The sequence below is a fragment of the Roseburia zhanii genome, assembly GCF_014287635.1.
Lineage (GTDB): Bacteria > Bacillota > Clostridia > Lachnospirales > Lachnospiraceae > Roseburia_B > Roseburia_B zhanii.
Window position 1 is genome coordinate 17,606 of record NZ_JACOPH010000013.1, and the last position, 17,135, is coordinate 34,740.

General features: G+C 46.8%; 19 protein-coding genes. 14 read left to right on the top strand and 5 right to left on the bottom strand.

The genetic code is table 11. The features are described 5' to 3' along the window. Positions 1-76: 76 nt before the first annotated feature. Genes H8S17_RS12510 through H8S17_RS16560 form a run of 4 tightly spaced genes read left to right on the top strand, consistent with a single transcriptional unit; the run spans position 77 to position 3,261 of the window. Positions 77-2,077, top strand: coding sequence for a C40 family peptidase (locus tag H8S17_RS12510; RefSeq protein ID WP_186867597.1), 2,001 nt, complete (start codon positions 77-79; stop codon positions 2,075-2,077). 23 nt (positions 2,078-2,100) lie between these two features. Then, positions 2,101-2,358 (top strand): DUF4315 family protein, encoded by a 258-nt coding sequence (locus H8S17_RS12515; RefSeq protein WP_173821067.1) that lies wholly within the window; start codon positions 2,101-2,103, stop codon positions 2,356-2,358. Then, the gene (locus H8S17_RS12520; protein ID WP_186867557.1) at positions 2,348-3,058 is read left to right on the top strand and encodes a DUF4366 domain-containing protein; all 711 of its coding nucleotides are present in this window, start codon (positions 2,348-2,350) and stop codon (positions 3,056-3,058) included. Before H8S17_RS12515 ends, H8S17_RS12520 begins: the two co-directional genes overlap by 11 nt. Then, positions 3,055-3,261 carry a hypothetical protein gene (locus H8S17_RS16560; RefSeq protein ID WP_118616129.1) on the top strand — a complete coding sequence of 69 codons (207 nt, stop codon included), beginning with the start codon at positions 3,055-3,057 and terminating at the stop codon, positions 3,259-3,261. Before H8S17_RS12520 ends, H8S17_RS16560 begins: the two co-directional genes overlap by 4 nt. 44 nt (positions 3,262-3,305) lie before the next feature. On the opposite strand, the gene H8S17_RS12525 is transcribed toward H8S17_RS16560, so the two are convergent. Next, positions 3,306-3,758, bottom strand: coding sequence for a DUF6650 family protein (locus H8S17_RS12525; protein ID WP_186867558.1), 453 nt, complete (start codon positions 3,756-3,758; stop codon positions 3,306-3,308). A 71-nt stretch (positions 3,759-3,829) separates the two neighbouring features. Here H8S17_RS12525 and H8S17_RS12530 point away from each other — a divergent pair, with 71 nt between their 5' ends. From H8S17_RS12530 to H8S17_RS12550, 5 genes are all read left to right on the top strand, one after another. Continuing rightward, positions 3,830-5,920 (top strand): DNA topoisomerase 3, encoded by a 2,091-nt coding sequence (locus H8S17_RS12530; protein ID WP_186867559.1) that lies wholly within the window; start codon positions 3,830-3,832, stop codon positions 5,918-5,920. Positions 5,921-6,056: 136 nt separating this feature from the next. Continuing rightward, entirely contained in the window at positions 6,057-8,840 is a 2,784-nt protein-coding gene (locus H8S17_RS12535) for a YodL domain-containing protein (protein WP_186867560.1), read from the top strand. Between the two features lie 3 nt (positions 8,841-8,843). Continuing rightward, positions 8,844-9,794, top strand: coding sequence for a hypothetical protein (locus H8S17_RS12540; RefSeq protein ID WP_186867561.1), 951 nt, complete (start codon positions 8,844-8,846; stop codon positions 9,792-9,794). Next, positions 9,791-10,003 carry a transposon-transfer assisting family protein gene (locus H8S17_RS12545; protein ID WP_456300145.1) on the top strand — a complete coding sequence of 71 codons (213 nt, stop codon included), beginning with the start codon at positions 9,791-9,793 and terminating at the stop codon, positions 10,001-10,003. The genes H8S17_RS12540 and H8S17_RS12545 overlap by 4 nt, the downstream gene beginning before the upstream one ends. Beyond that, complete coding sequence (locus tag H8S17_RS12550) at positions 10,000-10,365, top strand: cysteine-rich VLP domain-containing protein (protein WP_186867563.1); 366 nt, start codon at positions 10,000-10,002, stop codon at positions 10,363-10,365. Before H8S17_RS12545 ends, H8S17_RS12550 begins: the two co-directional genes overlap by 4 nt. A gap of 175 nt (positions 10,366-10,540) precedes the next feature. On the opposite strand, the gene H8S17_RS12555 is transcribed toward H8S17_RS12550, so the two are convergent. The 4 genes from H8S17_RS12555 to H8S17_RS12570 all read right to left on the bottom strand — a co-directional run bounded on the left by H8S17_RS12555 (position 10,541) and on the right by H8S17_RS12570 (position 13,320). Continuing rightward, positions 10,541-11,023, bottom strand: coding sequence for a hypothetical protein (locus H8S17_RS12555; RefSeq protein ID WP_186867564.1), 483 nt, complete (start codon positions 11,021-11,023; stop codon positions 10,541-10,543). Positions 11,024-11,090: 67 nt separating this feature from the next. Beyond that, positions 11,091-12,440, bottom strand: a complete 1,350-nt coding sequence (locus H8S17_RS12560) for a relaxase/mobilization nuclease domain-containing protein (RefSeq protein ID WP_186867565.1) — start codon at positions 12,438-12,440, stop codon at positions 11,091-11,093. Next, the gene (locus tag H8S17_RS12565; protein WP_186867566.1) at positions 12,401-12,730 is read right to left on the bottom strand and encodes a plasmid mobilization protein; all 330 of its coding nucleotides are present in this window, start codon (positions 12,728-12,730) and stop codon (positions 12,401-12,403) included. Before H8S17_RS12565 ends, H8S17_RS12560 begins: the two co-directional genes overlap by 40 nt. A 233-nt stretch (positions 12,731-12,963) precedes the next feature. Next, a complete protein-coding gene (locus H8S17_RS12570; RefSeq protein ID WP_173821081.1) occupies positions 12,964-13,320 on the bottom strand; it encodes a helix-turn-helix transcriptional regulator in 357 nt (118 codons plus the stop codon). 158 nt (positions 13,321-13,478) lie between these two features. Between H8S17_RS12570 and H8S17_RS12575 the strand changes: the two genes are divergently transcribed. The 5 genes from H8S17_RS12575 (at position 13,479) to H8S17_RS12595 (ending at position 17,135) form a co-directional block, all read left to right on the top strand. Further along, a complete protein-coding gene (locus tag H8S17_RS12575; protein WP_186867567.1) occupies positions 13,479-13,670 on the top strand; it encodes a helix-turn-helix domain-containing protein in 192 nt (63 codons plus the stop codon). Then, positions 13,663-14,355 carry a response regulator transcription factor gene (locus H8S17_RS12580; protein WP_173791287.1) on the top strand — a complete coding sequence of 231 codons (693 nt, stop codon included), beginning with the start codon at positions 13,663-13,665 and terminating at the stop codon, positions 14,353-14,355. Before H8S17_RS12575 ends, H8S17_RS12580 begins: the two co-directional genes overlap by 8 nt. Positions 14,356-14,361: 6 nt before the next feature. Continuing rightward, a complete protein-coding gene (locus tag H8S17_RS12585; RefSeq protein WP_186867568.1) occupies positions 14,362-15,279 on the top strand; it encodes a sensor histidine kinase in 918 nt (305 codons plus the stop codon). 151 nt (positions 15,280-15,430) lie between these two features. Further along, positions 15,431-16,357 carry an ABC transporter ATP-binding protein gene (locus H8S17_RS12590; protein ID WP_186867569.1) on the top strand — a complete coding sequence of 309 codons (927 nt, stop codon included), beginning with the start codon at positions 15,431-15,433 and terminating at the stop codon, positions 16,355-16,357. Continuing rightward, positions 16,350-17,135 carry an ABC transporter permease gene (locus H8S17_RS12595; protein WP_186867570.1) on the top strand — a complete coding sequence of 262 codons (786 nt, stop codon included), beginning with the start codon at positions 16,350-16,352 and terminating at the stop codon, positions 17,133-17,135. Before H8S17_RS12590 ends, H8S17_RS12595 begins: the two co-directional genes overlap by 8 nt.

Consider the following 17,135-nt stretch of genomic DNA (forward strand, 5'->3'; position numbering starts at 1 on the left):
TGCGTCCTCTGGAAAGGAATGGAGGTGATACCGCATGAAAGACCCATTGAAGCCCCGTGATAAAATCACACAGAAAATGAGTCGCGACGGACTTATCGAGGTGAACGAAACCAAAGAAACCGCCGAGCGTATCAGCCGCCGGGAACAGGAAGCGGATTTCTCCAAACAGCCGGAGCAGGCAGCGCAGGACACGGCGGCACAGCTTACCTCTCCCGGTACTTTTCCAAAAAACGATACCGGGAAAACAGAGCGCGTCATGGAGCATATCGGCGCAGTGCAGACCCGGCAAGCGTCCAAAAACGCAGTACGACGGGCGCAGGAGGAAGCCGCAGCCAATGTAAAAACGTCCCGGCTGCAATTTACCGCCGAAGAATTATCCAACCCGGAGCTTGAAGCATATATCCGAAAATCCCAGAAAGCGGCGGACAACTTGGACGCAGCGCGGGCAGCTCTCCCAAAGGAAAAAGTGCTTGTCAAAGAGCGTGTCTTTGACGAAGCCAAAGGCAAAGGCAAGACCCGCCTGCACTTTGAAGAACGGGAAAAGCCCATGCCAAACGGCAAGCACCATAAAAAACCGTTGTCCCGTCCGGCGCAGGAAGCGGGGATATTCGTCCATAACAAAATACATGAAGTGGAGAAAGACAATTCCGGCGTGGAGGGCGCATATAAGACCGAAGAAGTCACCGAGCGCGGCGCAAAGTATGGGGCAAGGAAAATCCGGGAGGGCTACCACAGGCATAAACTGAAACCCTACCGGGCAGCGGCAAAGGCAGAAAAAGCCGCGTTCAAGGCAAACGTGGAATTTCAGTATCAAAAGCTCTTGCAGAAGAACCCGCAGCTTGCCGCGTCAAACCCACTTTCCCGGTACTGGCAGAAACAGCAAATCAAAAAGCAGTACGCAAAGGCGGTACGGACTGGCGGCGTGAAATCGGCAAAGACCGCAGCCGACCATACCCAAAAGGCAACGAGGAAAACCGCTGAATTTGTGACAAGGCACTGGAAAGGTGTTGTGCTGCTTATAGCTGCGCTGCTTCTGTTCATTATGACAGCAGCCGGGGTATCGTCCTGTTCCTCTCTGTTTTCCGGGCTAATGAACGGCGTACTTGGAACGTCCTACACGTCCGAGGACAGCGACCTTGTGGCAGTTGAAAATAACTATGCCGCTATGGAAAATGAGCTGCAACAGCGGATTGACAATATCGAGCGTGATTATCCCGGTTATGATGAATACCGCTATGACCTTGATAATATCGGGCATAATCCCCACGCTTTAGCTTCTTATCTGACCGCACTTTTGCAGAGTTATACCCCGCAGAGCGCACAGGCTGAATTAGAACGTATCTTTGATATGCAATACACCTTGACGCTGACCGAGGAAGTGGAGATACGCTATCGCACCGAAACAAGCACCGACCCGGAAACCGGGGAAACAACCACCGAACAAGTCCCTTATGAGTATTACATTCTCCATGTGTCCCTTACCAACCGGGATATTACCACGATTGCCCCGGAAGTTTTAACTGCCGAGCAGCTTCAAATGTTCCGGGTGTACTTGGAAACAAGCGGCAATAAGCCCCTGCTGTTTGGAGGCGGTTCTGCGGATACGTCCGCGTCCGAGGATTTAAGCGGCGTTCAGTTTGTAAACGGGACGCGCCCCGGCAATCCGCAGCTTGTGGAGCTTGCAAAGGGGCAAGTCGGAAATGTGGGCGGTGCGCCGTATTGGAGCTGGTACGGATTTGACAGCCGTGTTGCATGGTGCGCCTGCTTTGTTTCCTGGTGCTATGGACAGGCGGGGTTATCCGAACCGCACTTTGCCGCCTGCCAGTCGCAGGGCGTTCCGTGGTTTACCTCTCACGGACAATGGGGTGCGCGGGGCTATGAAAATATCGCTCCCGGCGACGCTATCTTTTTTGACTGGGACTTAGACGGAAGTGCAGACCATGTAGGGCTTGTCATTGGCACAGACGGAAACCGCGTCTACACCGTAGAGGGCAATTCCGGCGACGCTTGCAAGATAAAGAGCTATCCCCTTGATTATGCCTGTATCAAAGGCTACGGACTGATGAACTGGAACTAACATTTGAAAGGAGTATTGACCGTATGGCAACAAATAAAATTGACCGTATCAATGCGGAAATCGAAAAGACCCGCGAGAAAATTTCCGAACAGCAGGCACACTTGAAAGAGCTGCTTGCACAGAAAACGGAACTTGAAAACCTGCAAATCGTACAGCTTGTGCGCTCCATGCGCCTTACCCCTGCCGCCCTTACCGACCTGCTTTCCGGCGGCGGTATTCCCGGCATGAAAACTGTACCCGAAGCACTCACCAGAGAGGAGGACACCGACCATGAAGAATAAACCATTTTTCCGCAGCTTTCTTACGTTACTTTTTGCCCTTATCTGTATGGGCGGCGTTTCCGTGACCGCGTATGCACAGGGCAATGATATTCCCACCGACGACAGCGGCGTTATCGTGGAAACCGAGCCGCAGCCCCTTACCCCGGAGGGCAATATGAGCCTTGTTGATGATATTTCCGGCGAAGCGTCCGGGGATAAACAGTTTATTGTCGTGAAAAGCAAAGGCGGCAACTATTTCTATATTGTCATTGACCATGCAGCCGAGGGCGAAAATACTGTCCATTTCTTAAATCAAGTGGACGAAGCCGACCTCATGGCGATTATCGGGGCGGAAGAAACTACCGCCCCGGCAGTCTGCACCTGTACGGATAAATGCGTGGCAGGCGCAATCAATACCACTTGCCCGGTATGCTCTGTGACGATGAGCGCGTGTACGGGCGTAGGAAAACAGACCGAGCCGGAACAGCCCGAAGAACCGCAGGAAAAGCCAAACAAAAATATAGGCGGTTTGGTTATCTTCCTTGTGGTGGCAGCTCTTGGCGGTGGCGGTGCGTTCTACTACTTTAAGATTTGGAAACCGAAACAGAATGTGAAAGGCAGCACAGACCTTGACGAGTTCGATTTTGAAGATTACGACGAGGACGAGCTGGAAGAAACCGACGACACAGGCGGCGGGGAAACGGAGGGCGAGGAAGTATGACCTTTTTTACTGACAGTCCTTTTGAAAAAATGATGATACAAAGACCTACCGGGCGGCGTGAACCTACGCCGCCCGTTCCTGTTTCTCCGGCTTGTGCGTCCTGTCCCTATCGGGGGCAAGCCCCTTGTGTGGGCTACTGTTTGAAACAGCTACGGGAGAAAAAATTTGCGGAAGTTGAACAATCGGGAAATGACACCACCTAAATAAAAAATCCGCTACCAATTTTGCTTTGATAGCGGATTTCATTTCAATATTCTGTGGGAATGGTTTTGGTAAAAATTATTCCATAAACACTCGACAAAAGGTTTATGTTTTCTCTGAATACATTTCTAAATTGCTTCATAGCAGAAGAAAATGCACTATTCGCCCAGTCGCCCTTTTCATTTTTAAAGATTATTCCTGTTTCTTTTACAGTGTCTAATCTATCTAAAAAGTCATTGCAAGCACCAATCATTGAGCGAATACAACCGATTGTATCTTTAGAAAAATCACATTCAGAGAGTGTGTCTACCAACCTACGCTTGATTTCAAGAGCAGATTCAATGCACCATTGCTTAATTTCCATTTCAATCGGGTTTGTTAAAAGCCTTTTTGATTCAAGAAAAAAGAATAACTTTTGAATTGCCTGTTTCTCTGTTTCCGTATATTCCCATGAAATGCCCCCAAATGGAACATCAATACCTGTTATTCGGATTCCCATATTTTCACCCCCTGTTCAAACATATTTTATCGCAAATTTAATTCTTAGACAATTACGAAAGGAGATTTTATATGCAGTTAGTCATTGCAGAAAAGCCGAGTGTGGCACAGAGTATCGCCGCCGCACTTGGCGTAAAAGAGAAAAAAGACGGATATATCGAGGGCGGCGGCTACCTCATTTCATGGTGTGTCGGACATTTGGTACAGCTTGCGGAAGCTGCCGCCTATGGGGAACAGTACCGAAAATGGAGCTATGACAGCTTACCTATTCTGCCCCAAAACTGGCAGTACACCGTAGCCGCAGACAAAGGAAAACAATTCAAAATCCTAAAAGAGCTTATGCACCGCGCCGACGTTTCGGAAGTCGTGAACGCCTGCGACGCGGGACGCGAGGGAGAATTGATTTTCCGTTTCGTCTATGAAGTTGCCGGGTGCAAAAAGCCCATGCGCCGTCTGTGGATTTCCTCAATGGAGGACGCAGCTATCCGCAGCGGTTTTGATAACCTCAAAGACGGGCGGGATTATGACGCGCTCTTTGCGTCTGCGCTCTGCCGCGCAAAGGCAGACTGGATTATCGGTATCAATGCAACACGCCTGTTTTCCTGCCTGTATAACCGCACCTTGAACGTGGGGCGTGTCCAGACCCCAACCTTGAAAATGCTTGCCGACCGGGACGCGGCTATCTCTACATTCAAGAAAGAAAAATACTACCATGTGCGGCTTACCTTATCCGGCACAGAAGCGGTAAGCGAAAAGCTCTCCGACGCTGCCGCAGCGGACGAACTGAAAGCAGCCTGTGAAACCGCACAGGCAGAGTGTATTTCTGTGACCCGTGAGAAAAAGACGGTATCGCCGCCGAAGCTCTTTGACCTCACCAGTTTGCAGCGCGAAGCAAACCGTATTTACGGCTATACCGCGAAACAGACCCTTGATTTGGCGCAAGCCCTTTATGAAAAGCGACTGCTGACCTATCCGCGAACCGACAGCGCATTTTTGACCGACGACATGGGCGGTACAGCGACGAATATTGCCGCGCTGCTCTGCGGAAAGCTGCCGTTTATGCAGGACGTATCTTTTACCCCGGACGTGTCCCGCACCCTTGACAGTAAAAAGGTGTCCGACCACCACGCAATCATTCCTACTCTGGAGCTTGCGAAAACCGACCTTGCAGCATTGCCCGAAAGTGAACGGAATATCTTAACCCTTGCCGGAGCACGCCTGCTGTTTGCTGCCGCCGAGCCGCACAGTTATGAAGCAGTCACGGCGATATTTTCCTGCGCGGATAATTCTTTTACGGCAAAAGGAAAATCGGTACTCTATGCCGGGTGGAAAGACCTTGAACGCCGCTACCGTCTGACACTGAAAGGAAAGCCGGACACGGACGACGGGGACAGCGATTTTGTATCTGATGTGCCGGACTTTACCGAGGGACAGACGTTTTCCAGCTTCTCCACAAAGGTAACAGTTCACGACACGCAACCGCCGAAGCCCCACACGGAAGCAAGCCTTTTGTCTGTTATGGAACACGCCGGAAGCGAGGACACAAACGCCGACGCAGAACGCAAAGGATTAGGCACGCCTGCCACCCGCGCCGCTGTCATTGAAAAACTGGTGAACTCCGGCTTTGTGGAGCGCAAAGGCAAACAGCTTTTCCCTACAAAAAACGGTATCAACCTTGTCTGCGTCCTGCCGGACAGTCTGACTTCCCCAAAGCTGACTGCGGAATGGGAAAATACGCTGACGCTGATTGCAAAGGGAAACGCCAACCCGGAGGACTTCATGCAGGGCATTGAAGCAATGGCACAGGAGCTTGTGAAAGCCTATCCATTCCTTTCCGAGAAAGACAAGGAACTTTTCAAGGAAGAAAAGCCCGTCATTGGAAAATGCCCGCGCTGCGGTTCTCCCGTCCATGAGAGCAAGAAAAACTATTATTGCTCTGACCGGGACTGCACCTTTACCATGTGGAAGAATGACCGTTTTTTTGAGGAGCGTAAAACTGTCTTTACCCCGAAAATCGCCGCTGCACTCTTAAAATCCGGCAAAGCAAGTGTCAAGGGGCTTTATTCCCCAAAAACGGGAAAAACCTATGACGGAAACGTGGTTTTAGCCGATACAGGCGGGAAATACGTCAACTACCGTGTGGAACTGCCAAAGAAGAAATGACTTGAATAGCAAGCATAGGAAGTGTGTACCCACTTCCGTAAATTCCCCCTTTCCTCTCACCGAGGACTGCGGGGAATTTTGCTTGTTGGGATAATCCCAAACCCTTATGGAAACTGCCGCGAAAGGAGGACTGCACATGGCAAGTTTACGGGACACTGTGAAACAGTATCAAGAGGAATTACGGGACGGTATCGCTTGGATTGCCTTTTGGCGTGAGGGGCGTTCATGGAACGGTGAGGACTTCTATCTGGACACAGGCGACAGCCTTACCGCCGAACAGAAAAGCCGCCTTGAAGAAATCCGGCAGAAAGACCCCGCAGCCGTTATTCTGAACAGCTATTACTGCGGCTATTTAGCCGGGGATATGACCGTTGACGAGCTGACCGCCGGAGTGCGTCGGCATTATGAAAACGGCTATAACGACGTAGCGGATTTTATCGCTGCACATGATGATACCTTATCCCCGGAAGTCTTGGAAAAAGCGCGGGCATTAGCCCATGCCGCAGGGCTTCCCTTTTATGAAAGACCTTATAACGGGGAAGAAATCGACCCGTATATTTATGACGGATATATGAGCATTGAGGACTACGAACTCATGCACCAAAAGATTGCACAGGAAAGGAGCGAACATTTGGCAGAACAATTTTCAATTTTGATTGACAGCCGCAGCCATTTTGAAACCGGGCAACCGGGCGGCGTATGGCTTCCTATGCCGACAACTGCGGAGCAGCTTCACAAAGCGATGAACCGTATCGGCATTACCGCAGAAAATTCACAGGATTTTTTTATCAATGGATTTGCAAATACCGAACAGCAGCCCTTTGATGTACCACTTTCTGTTATCCAGAGTGCAGGAATTGACGAGCTGAACTATTTCGGGAAGCTCTTAGAAATGCAGCGTGACGAGGACAGGGACAAATTTGCGGCAGCGGTAACACTGGGCGAATATGCCGGAAGCGTGAAAGACCTTATCAACCTTGCACAGAACCTTGATTGCTACTGGATTTATCCCACCATACAGGACGAAGAAGCTTACGGGCATTACCTTATCGACGAACTGGACGAATTGGAGCTGCCCGAAGCCGCAAAAAACTATTTCATGTATGAGGAATACGGACGGGACGCGGTAAAGAATGACAGGGGGATTTTTACCGCGCAGGGCTATATCTACAACAACAAAAATACCTTTTCGGAATGGTACAGCGGGCATGAGAATGACATACCGAAAGAATACAGGGTTATGAGCTTCCCGCAGCCGGAACGCCCAGACCCGGCAAAGGTGGAAATGGACGCTGCCGCACCACCGCAGCAATCCGTACCGCCTGCCGTAGCGCAAGAGTCGCGCCCGGTTATCCCGATTGTGCTGACTTCCGAGAAACCCGCGGATAAGCTCAAAGAAATCACAGACCGCTTGGAACAGGGTATCAAGGAACTGTTCGACAGTGACCGCTACAAGGAATATCTGCGCGTCATGTCAAAATTCCATAATTACAGCTTCAACAATACGCTGCTTATCGCCATGCAGAAGCCAGACGCTTCCCTTGTGGCAGGCTTCCAGTCTTGGAAAAATAACTTCAAGCGCAATGTGGTAAAGGGGGAAAAAGGTATCAAAATCCTTGTCCCGTCCCCGTTCAAAATTAGGCAGGAAATGGAGAAAATCGACCCGGAAACGCAAAAGCCCGTAATCGGCGCAGACGGGAAACCCGTCAAGGAAGAAAAAGAAATCACTATCCCTGCTTTTAAGGTGGTATCGGTCTTTGATGTTTCCCAGACCGAGGGAAAGGAGCTGCCGGACATTACTGTGGATATGCTGACCGGGGATGTGGAACACTTCAAGGACGTTTTCGCAGCCCTTGAAAAGACTTCCCCTGTCCCTATCGGCTTTGAAAAAATCGAGGGCAATTCACACGGGTATTACCACTTGGAGGAAAAGCGCATTGCCATTGACGAGGGAATGAGCGAGCTTCAGACCATAAAAACCGCTATCCATGAAATCGCCCATGCGAAGCTGCATGACATTGACCCCAACGCCCCGAAAGAGGAACAGGCAGACAGACCCGACCGCCGTACCCGTGAGGTACAGGCAGAAAGCGTCGCTTATGCGGTCTGCCAACATTACGGGCTTGATACGTCGGACTATTCCTTTGGATATGTCGCCGGGTGGAGCAGCGGACGGGAACTTGACGAACTGAAAAGCTCCCTTGAAACAATCCGCAGTACCGCAGCGGAAATCATCAACAGCATTGACGAGCATTTGCAGGAAATTCAAAAGGAACACGACAGGGAACAGGTACAGAAAGAAGTAGCCGAGCCGGACAAAGACACCTTTTCCATTTACCAGTTAAAGCGTGGTGATGAAACGCGGGATTTCCGCTTTGAACCGTATGACCGTCTGGCAGCAACTGGACGTACCGCAGACCGGGCAAATTATGACCTTATCTATACCGCCGAGCTTACGCCGGGGACTTCCCTTGAAGATATTTATACCCGGTTCAATATCGACCACCCGAAAGATTTTAAGGGACACAGCCTTTCCGTTTCTGACGTTGTGGTGCTTCATCAGAACGGGCAGGACACGGCACACTATGTTGACAGCAGCGGTTACAGGCAAGTGCCGGAATTTTTACAGCCGCCGGAAAAGGAAAATCCCTTAAAGCACGTCGAGGACACTATCGAGCAGAACGACAACAATTTTGACGGGATTATCAACAACACCCCGTCCGTGGACGAATTGGAGAAAAAAGCAAAATCCGGGGAACAGATTTCTTTGACCGACCTTGCAGACGCAATCAAAGCAGAGAAAACACGCAGCAAGGGTAAAGAAGAAAAGCCCTCTATTCGGGCGCAGCTTAAAGCGGATAAGAAAAAGGTGCAGAAGAAAACCGCAAGACAGAAACCACAGAACTTGGAAAGGAGCTGACGCATGGGAAAATTGAGCAAATTTGATGATGTGGACGTGTTTGCTTCCCTTAGTGCAATCTTGAAGCAGAACACAGGCTTTTATCAAAGCGATTTTGACATTGATAAAAGCATAATCACGCAGGCGGCGGCAAGCCCACAAAAAGAGGATAAAACCCTCTTGTGGCTCTGCCGCCCTATGGGAACACATTGCTTTCGAGAACGCGACGTGTTTCTAAAGGACACAGCACCTCACAATACTTGGCGGTTTTATAGGGAACAGACAAGCGACCGTATTCTTGCTTACGCAATCGAGCTGACAGGTACAGAACATGGGAAAGTCAAAGGTAATCTCTATGAGCTTGACTATGCAAGGCATTATGAGCGCGTCAAAGACAAGGAGCTTGCCGCCGATACGGTGCGTCTGATTTATGAACACGGTACACGGGATATACCCGCCGGACAGTATTTTGCAGGCAATCCCGATACGCTTTACGGAAAATTTGAACGCTTTGAAGCTATCCCCAACGACCCGGACGCGCTGCGATTTCTCTTGCAGGAGGAAAAGCACAGCCGGGAGCAGCTTGCGCCGGGGGACTTCAAAGCACATATCGCCGTTTTGCATGACGGGTTGATTGAAACGGAAGCGCGGCGCATTGTGGCAGAAATGAAGCGGCGCGATACGCCGAACAGTCCCAACAGGACACATTTCATGGTGGAGCTTTCCAACGCATTTATGCAGCTTGCGAACAGCAAAGATTTAGACCGCCTTTTTTCTATGCTGCCATATCAGACACTTTCCTTTTCCAAAATCGAGGGCAGACACGGGACGTATGCACTGATTGATAAAAACGAAAACAGAAATAAGGATATACGAAAGCCCCGTCCCTCTATCCGGGCGCAGCTTCAATCCGAAAAGGAAAAAGCTGTCCCGAAAAGAACAGCCAAAGTAAAAAAACACGATTTGGAGGTATGACTATGAAGCATTTTACCGTGGAAGAAACAAACCTTTTGAGTATTTACGCGGACAGCAGCAAACCGGCATTGCTTAAAAATATCCGCGCCGCGCTACCATACATGGACGCTGATTTGCGGGAACTTGCAGAAAGAACCATGCAGAAAGTAGGCGCACTGACCGAAGCGGAATATGCCGAGCTTGCCGTTTATGCCGCTGATGAAGTATGACCGGGAATAGGCGGCTGACACCGCCGCAAAGCCGCAGGGTAAATTCCCTTGCAAAAAAATCATGCTGCAACTGCGACAAAGGAAAATGTTTGTTGCTTGACGATGGCGAAGAATGTGTATGCCCGCAGCTTATTTCTTATTCGCTGCTCTGCAAATGGTTTCGGACAGCGGTGCTTCCTCTGGATAAGGAATTGTATGCGGAACTGTTGAAAGCCGAAGATATGCGACGTTGTACTGTATGCGGTGCTGCCTTTGCGTCAAGCTCCAACCATGCGAAATACTGCCCGGATTGCAGGAAGCGTATTACCCGGAAACAGACTGCCGAGCGTATGCGGAAAAGACGTGCCCTTATTACGCAATAGAGGAAAAAACAGCCTGCTTTACAGGGCGTTCCGGGCGCGTTTCCTGCATGGGTAAGGGATTGATACCTAACCCTGTAAAAATGGGGTTCTACTGCGTAACATACAATCAAAACTGCACCTACGAAAAGACGGGGCGCGGTGGCTATTCATTAGCTGCCGCGTCCCGTCTTTTTTCTTATCTCTTCCGTTCCTCATTAACAGCCGAAAAAATAGATTTCATAAATCGGGAGATAAATTCCAGATTTGCAGTTTGTGTATTCCCCTCATGGAAGTAACGCCATTCAGCAAATTTGTTGCTGTTCTGTGTTAAGTCATTCTGAAAATCTGTATCACAATATCCAGAAGTTGTTTTTTTCATTTCATCAATAGTACGCATTTTGATATTCTCTTGAATAGTATTATCTAACGCTGAAAACAATTCATCAAGTTTATGACCTCTTGTATTTTGAGGTAACATAGCTTTCAAAAAAAGTTCGCAAGCAAAAGAGCAATTAACGACCACTGATACAAACAAAGCGGCATCTAAAGTTGCCATTCCGTCTGCGCCCGTGCTTCCATTTTTCAAATTCATCATGCCTTGACGCATTTTTTTACTTAATATGTCATAGGTGTGCTGAAAAATAACACCATTATTCATTGCTAATTCATCATAAATCATTTTTATTTCCTCACTTTCTCCTACGATATATATTATTTTATCACACGAAATCAGAACTATCTACTTGCTATCCGCGTTCTGTTTCCTTTTCCTGTTCTGGTTCTTTATCCTGCCGCAAAATGCTGTCAATGTTGCGCTTGATAACATCATATTCCTTGACCTGTTTTTTCAACTTTCCATAGTCCGCATACAGAGTTTCTTTCTGTGCTTGGAGCTGTTCATATTCTGCTTGCAGCGCAGTAATGTTCGGGAGCTTTTTTATGCCTGCCGTTTGTAGTGCCTTTGCTGCCGCTTCATGGAGGATTATTGCCCGTTCATGGTCTGCCCGGTATCTGCCCTTATTATTGGCTTTGCGGTATGCGCCATAGGCAGGCTTTGTTTTCTGGTAGGTGGTAACATTCTTAATCAGCACCGCCATATCAGCAAGCCGTTTTTCGGCTGCCTTTAAGCTGTCCGCTGCCTGTTCGCTTGCAGCCGCGATTTCCGAGATTTTGGCGGTCAAATCGGCATACTGTTCAATCTTGTGTTCGGTGAGGAAATTCAGTGTTTTTGCCGCCTGTTTCAGATTATGAATTTTCGCCCATTGCTCATAGCCTTTGCTTTCCTGTGCCTTGATACAATTTTGAATATCAATCAACAGATTGATACCGCTGCGCTGTGACTTTGGAGTTTTGACGGTGCGCGTGCGCGTTCCGCTGATACGTTCCCGTAACGCTTCCTCTGTGTAATCTGCGCCGAGGGTTTTCAGACGGGTAAACCGTTCCTGCCCCGGAGCGCGGCAGGAAATATATTTTCCCGGTTTTATCTCATAGCCTGCCGCCTGTAACTGGGATAGTAATTCTTCAAAATTTGATACTTGTGGAATAAGTGCGTCCACCGCAATTTTAAGTTTGCCTTTCCAACTTGTCCCTGTCTTGTCAGCTTGATATTCCGCATAGCTTTTTCCTTTGCTGCCTTTCCCCGGAACGACCACAGACAGCCCATTTTCCCGGCATAGTCTGTCACTTATATTGCGTATGCCATAATAGCTGCGTTTGTTGGAATTGTACTTGTGGTAATCTACAAAATTTACCGCGCAAAAAATGATGTGGTTATGGATATGCCCCTTGTCAATATGCGTTGTTAAGACATACTCATGCTGTCCCTTTGTAACAGCGTCAGCAAGCTGCCGCCCGATTTCATGTGCCTTTTCATAATCGACTTCTCCCGGCGCAAAGGACTGTATCAAATGGTGGGCTAAATTGTTCCCCTTATCCAACGCCTGCGCTATGGTAAATTCAAACTCAATATCTGCCGTTTCATAGCTACACCCAAAAGAGGACACCAGTATTTTTTCGTCGGTTTTATCCGGGTTCTGGATATAGTCAAGGGCTTTGCTCAACGTGCTTTTAATAGGCTTAATCTTTGTAACCGCCATATCTCCGCAAGCACCCCCTTTATTTCTTCCATATCTTCTTGGTAGACGCTGCCCGTCGCATTGACACGCTTTGCAATCTGATTGATGTTGACACCGATTTTCTGTATCTCTGCGGTCATGGCTTTTATATCGGCATGGTCTACCTGTATGATGTAACCGTCAATGGCAATTTTCCGAAGATACGCCGCCATGTTCCGGGTAGGTATTAGTTTCATTTTTTCTGTAATCAAATCCCGTTCTTCCTCTGTCACATAGAATTTGATTTGTACGGTTCGTTTTCTGCCACTCATGCGCCTATCGCTCCTTTCCGTTCCGAGGGTTTGGGACACTTCCCAACAAGCAATTTTGCAGGGCAAAATACGGAAGTGGGTACTCACTTCCTATGCTTGCTATGAAAGTTTTATCCTCTGATACCTACTACAAAGGAACGCTCTATTTTGCCAAAGAGAGCAAAGAAAAAACGCTGCAATCCCGTAAAGACTGCAACGCTTCTTTCAGTCATATTCAGTTGTGTACGGACAGCTTATTTGTCCGAGTTTTCGATTTCCGCAACCTCTTTCGCCGTAGCAGTCACAATCCTTAATCCCTTATCGCTGATACTGTCAAGCAGAGTATCAAGCTGCCGCCGCTGCGTGGATTTTTCAGCGTCCCTATTCGGGAAAAAGAATTGGTCTACCGATATGTTATAGCGTGTCACAAGCTCATAAAAGATTTGCAGACTTGGTTGTTGTCCCTTATTTTCAATATTGGTAAGGTAACGCGGAGAAATATTCATTGCGTCGCTTACATCTTTGCGACTTTCCTTTCTCGCTGTCCGCGCCGCTTTTATCGCTTGTCCGAAAGCTGCGAAGTCATAAAGTGGTACAGGTCTTTTAGCCATAATTATTCACCCTGCTATATTGTATAGTTCCTAACTTTTTCAAGATACGTCTATACAATTCCCACTGCTGGCTTAAATAATTCATATTTATTTTATTGCTTCTGTTCGGCTGACCGTATATAATAATGGCAAAGGAATTTTTACGGGAGGATAGCAAAATGCTTGAATATATCTCTGCCCCAGAAGCAGCGAAAAAGTGGGGAATTTCTGAACGGCGCGTACAAAAGCTGTGCGAAGAAAATCGAATACCGGGTGTTGCAAAATTCAGTCGTATGTGGTTGATACCAAAGGACGCAGAAAAGCCGATTGACGGAAGAACAAAACACGGAAAGGAGCTACACCATGAATAAGGTCTTAATTATAGATGATGATAAGGAACTTTGTACGCTAATTAAACGGAGCGTGCTATCAGAAAATATAGAGGCTGATATTTGCAATACAGGAAAAGAGGGTTTGAAAAAATTAAAAGAAAAAGAGTATCAGCTTGTAATATTGGACGTTATGATGCCCGGTATGGACGGGTTTGAAACACTGGAAGAAATCAGAAAAGGAAACAGTTTACCAATTTTAATGTTTACCTCTAAAAATGACAGTGCTTCCAAAGTGCGCGGCTTACGCGCGGGAGCCGATGATTATTTGACAAAACCATTTGATATGGACGAATTGATAGCCCGCATAGTTTCTCTCATACGTCGCTACACCAGATTTAACGGGCAGGACGGTACACCACAGCAGCTTGATTTTGACGGTTTGAAAATAGACCTTGAAAACCGTTCCATTACAACAGTCAATGGAACATTTGAATTACCTCCAAAGGAGTTTGACTTGCTCTTATTCTGTGCGAAAAATCAAGGGAAAATTCTGACAAAGCAACGGATTTATGAGGAAGTCTGGGGCGAAGAATATTTTTATGATGATAGCAACATTATGGCGATTATCAGTCGGTTGCGAAAAAAGATAGAAGCAAATCCCGGTAGTCCGAAATATATTCAGACAATAAAAGGCATTGGCTACCGCTTCAATAAGGAGGTATGACCGAATATGGAATTAGTCATTGTTATATCCATACTGATTGCTGTTATTTCTGTCTTTGTTTCCTGTCTTACGATTAGACGAGTGAAAAGGCAAATTTCTGAAATGACGGACGCGCTTGCCGATATAAAAAATGGAAACGGAAACCGTCGTATTTTATCCGCAGCTAATGAGCTTGTCGCGCCGATTGCGTATGAAATCAATGAGATTGTTGTGTCTTATGAAAGTAGGCTTTCTACGTTCCACCAGACAGAGGAAACAAACCGACAGCTTATGACAAGTCTTTCACATGATGTGAGAACACCACTTACTACTTTGATAGGGTATCTGGACGCTGCACATAAAGGAATTGTTAGCGGGAAAGACCGTGATGATTATATAGAAACTGCCCGCCGGAAAGCGCATGACCTAAAAGAATACATAGATGTGCTTTTTGATTGGTTCAAGCTAAACTCTAATGAATTTGCAATAGAATTACAGACCGTAGAAGCTGCTGAACTGACACGGGATATACTGATTGATTGGATACCGATATTTGAAGATAAACAGATAGCGTACAATATTGATATTCCCGAAAAGCCCTTTCGGGTACGTCTTGATACGGACGAGTATATGCGGATATTGAACAATCTCATTCAAAATGTGATTTCTCACAGCCGCGCTGACAAAATAGAAATTGCTCTGACAAAGAAAAACCACAACATGGAAATTACGGTAACAGACAATGGCATTGGGATTGAAAAAGAGGATTTGAAACATATCTTTGAAAGGCTCTATAAATGTGACAAGGGACGGTCTGAAAAAGGTAGCGGTCTTGGTTTGTCTATCGTTCATCAGCTTGTGGAAAAGATGAACGGCACAATAACAGCAGAAAGTACGCAAGGAAGCGGAACAACATTCATTCTGCTTTTTCCTTTGGTTGGTTAAGGTTCTCCCGTCTTTATGGCGGGAGCCTTACTTATTTTTAGAAGTTTTTTATGAAAATGGCGGTTCATAAATGCAAGGTTAATGCAAGGTTCCGGCAAGGTTAATGCAAGATTGGCGTGATAAAATACCTTACAGAACAGGAGGTTTGAATATGGACACAAATTATATCATTGAAACAAAAAATCTGACAAAGCAGTACGGCTCGCAAAAAAGCGTGGCTGACTTAAATATCCATGTAAAACGAGGAAGAATTTACGGGCTGCTTGGAAGAAACGGAGCCGGAAAGACAACTACTATGAAAATGCTGCTTGGATTGACAAAGCCGACCTCTGGTGAAGTCAAAATATGGGGAAAGTCATTGCAGGGAAATGAAAAAAAGCTGCTTCCGCGTATCGGCAGTTTGATTGAGTCCCCCGGCTTTTACCCGAATTTGACCGCAACGGAAAATCTGCGTATTTTTGCTACTCTGCGGGGAGTACCGAATAGCCATGCAATCAAGGACGCTCTGGATTTAGTCGGACTTCCTTACAAGGATAAAAAGTTGTTTTCGCAATACTCTCTTGGCATGAAGCAGCGGTTGGCGATTGCCCTTGCAGTCATGCACGACCCGGAACTTTTAATTTTAGACGAGCCTATCAACGGGCTTGACCCTATCGGTATCGCAGAAGTGCGTTCCTTTATTCGTGAGCTTTGTGACGCAAGAGGGAAAACAATTTTAATTTCCAGTCATATCCTTTCAGAAATTTCTCTATTGGCTGATGATATTGGAATTATCGACCACGGAGCATTACTGGAAGAAGAAAGCCTTGCGGAACTGGAAGCAAAAAGCAGCAAGCATATCCGCTTTACTGTTTCCGATACCGCACAGGCGGCAAGACTTTTGGAACGTACTTTCCGTGAAAACAATTTCTCTATACAGGACGACCATAATTTACGCTTACATAATCTTGATTTACCTGTTGGGAAAATTGTAACCACTTTTGTAGAAAACGGATTGGAGGTATCAGAAGCCCATACATGTGAAGAAAGCCTTGAAGATTACTTCAAGCGGGTAACAGGGGGTGAGGGAATTGCTTAAACTGGTAAAATGTGAATTTTGGAAGTTAAAACGGAAAAAGTTTATTCCCTTGGTTATCCTATCAGCCTTTTTGTTTCCTGTTCCTCTGACTTACCTAATGACAACTCCGTCTATGATGGAACGATATACAGATAAGGCAGACGCATTTGACGGACTTTTTAATATGGTACTTGGGTATGGCATACAATTTCTGCTTCCCTGTATCATTGGTATCATTGCAGCTATGCTATTTTTTATGGAACGTGACAATGATACATTCAAAAATTTGCGGACTATTCCTGTAACCAGTACACAAATGGTGCTTGCTAAAGTGCTTGTACTGTTCTTATTTGGAGTTATCTTTTGTGTAGCGTCTACGATTGCAACAATTCTTTGCGGTTTTGGAACCTTAGAGGTTTACGGAATTGGATATAAATTATTTTTAGCGGTTGAAACAGGAATTTATATTACGGCGGGAACACTCCCCCTTATTGTTCTTGTTGTTTTTTTCAGCAAGACCTATGTATTTTCAATTCTGTTATGCGTTTTTTATAGCGTATTGAATATGAGTGCAACAGCATTGTTTGACGCACTTCCTCGGACTATATTATGGCTCTTACCTACGCCATTGACTACATTTTGGAGTGCCGGGGATATGGCAGCACACGGAATACAAATGGACTTGGAACAAATGAACGGACTTATTCCCTCAACATTTCAAGTTATATTGATACTTGGAATTATGGCGATTGTTTCATTTTCCTTGATTGACAGATTATACAAACAAAGGGGGGAATAA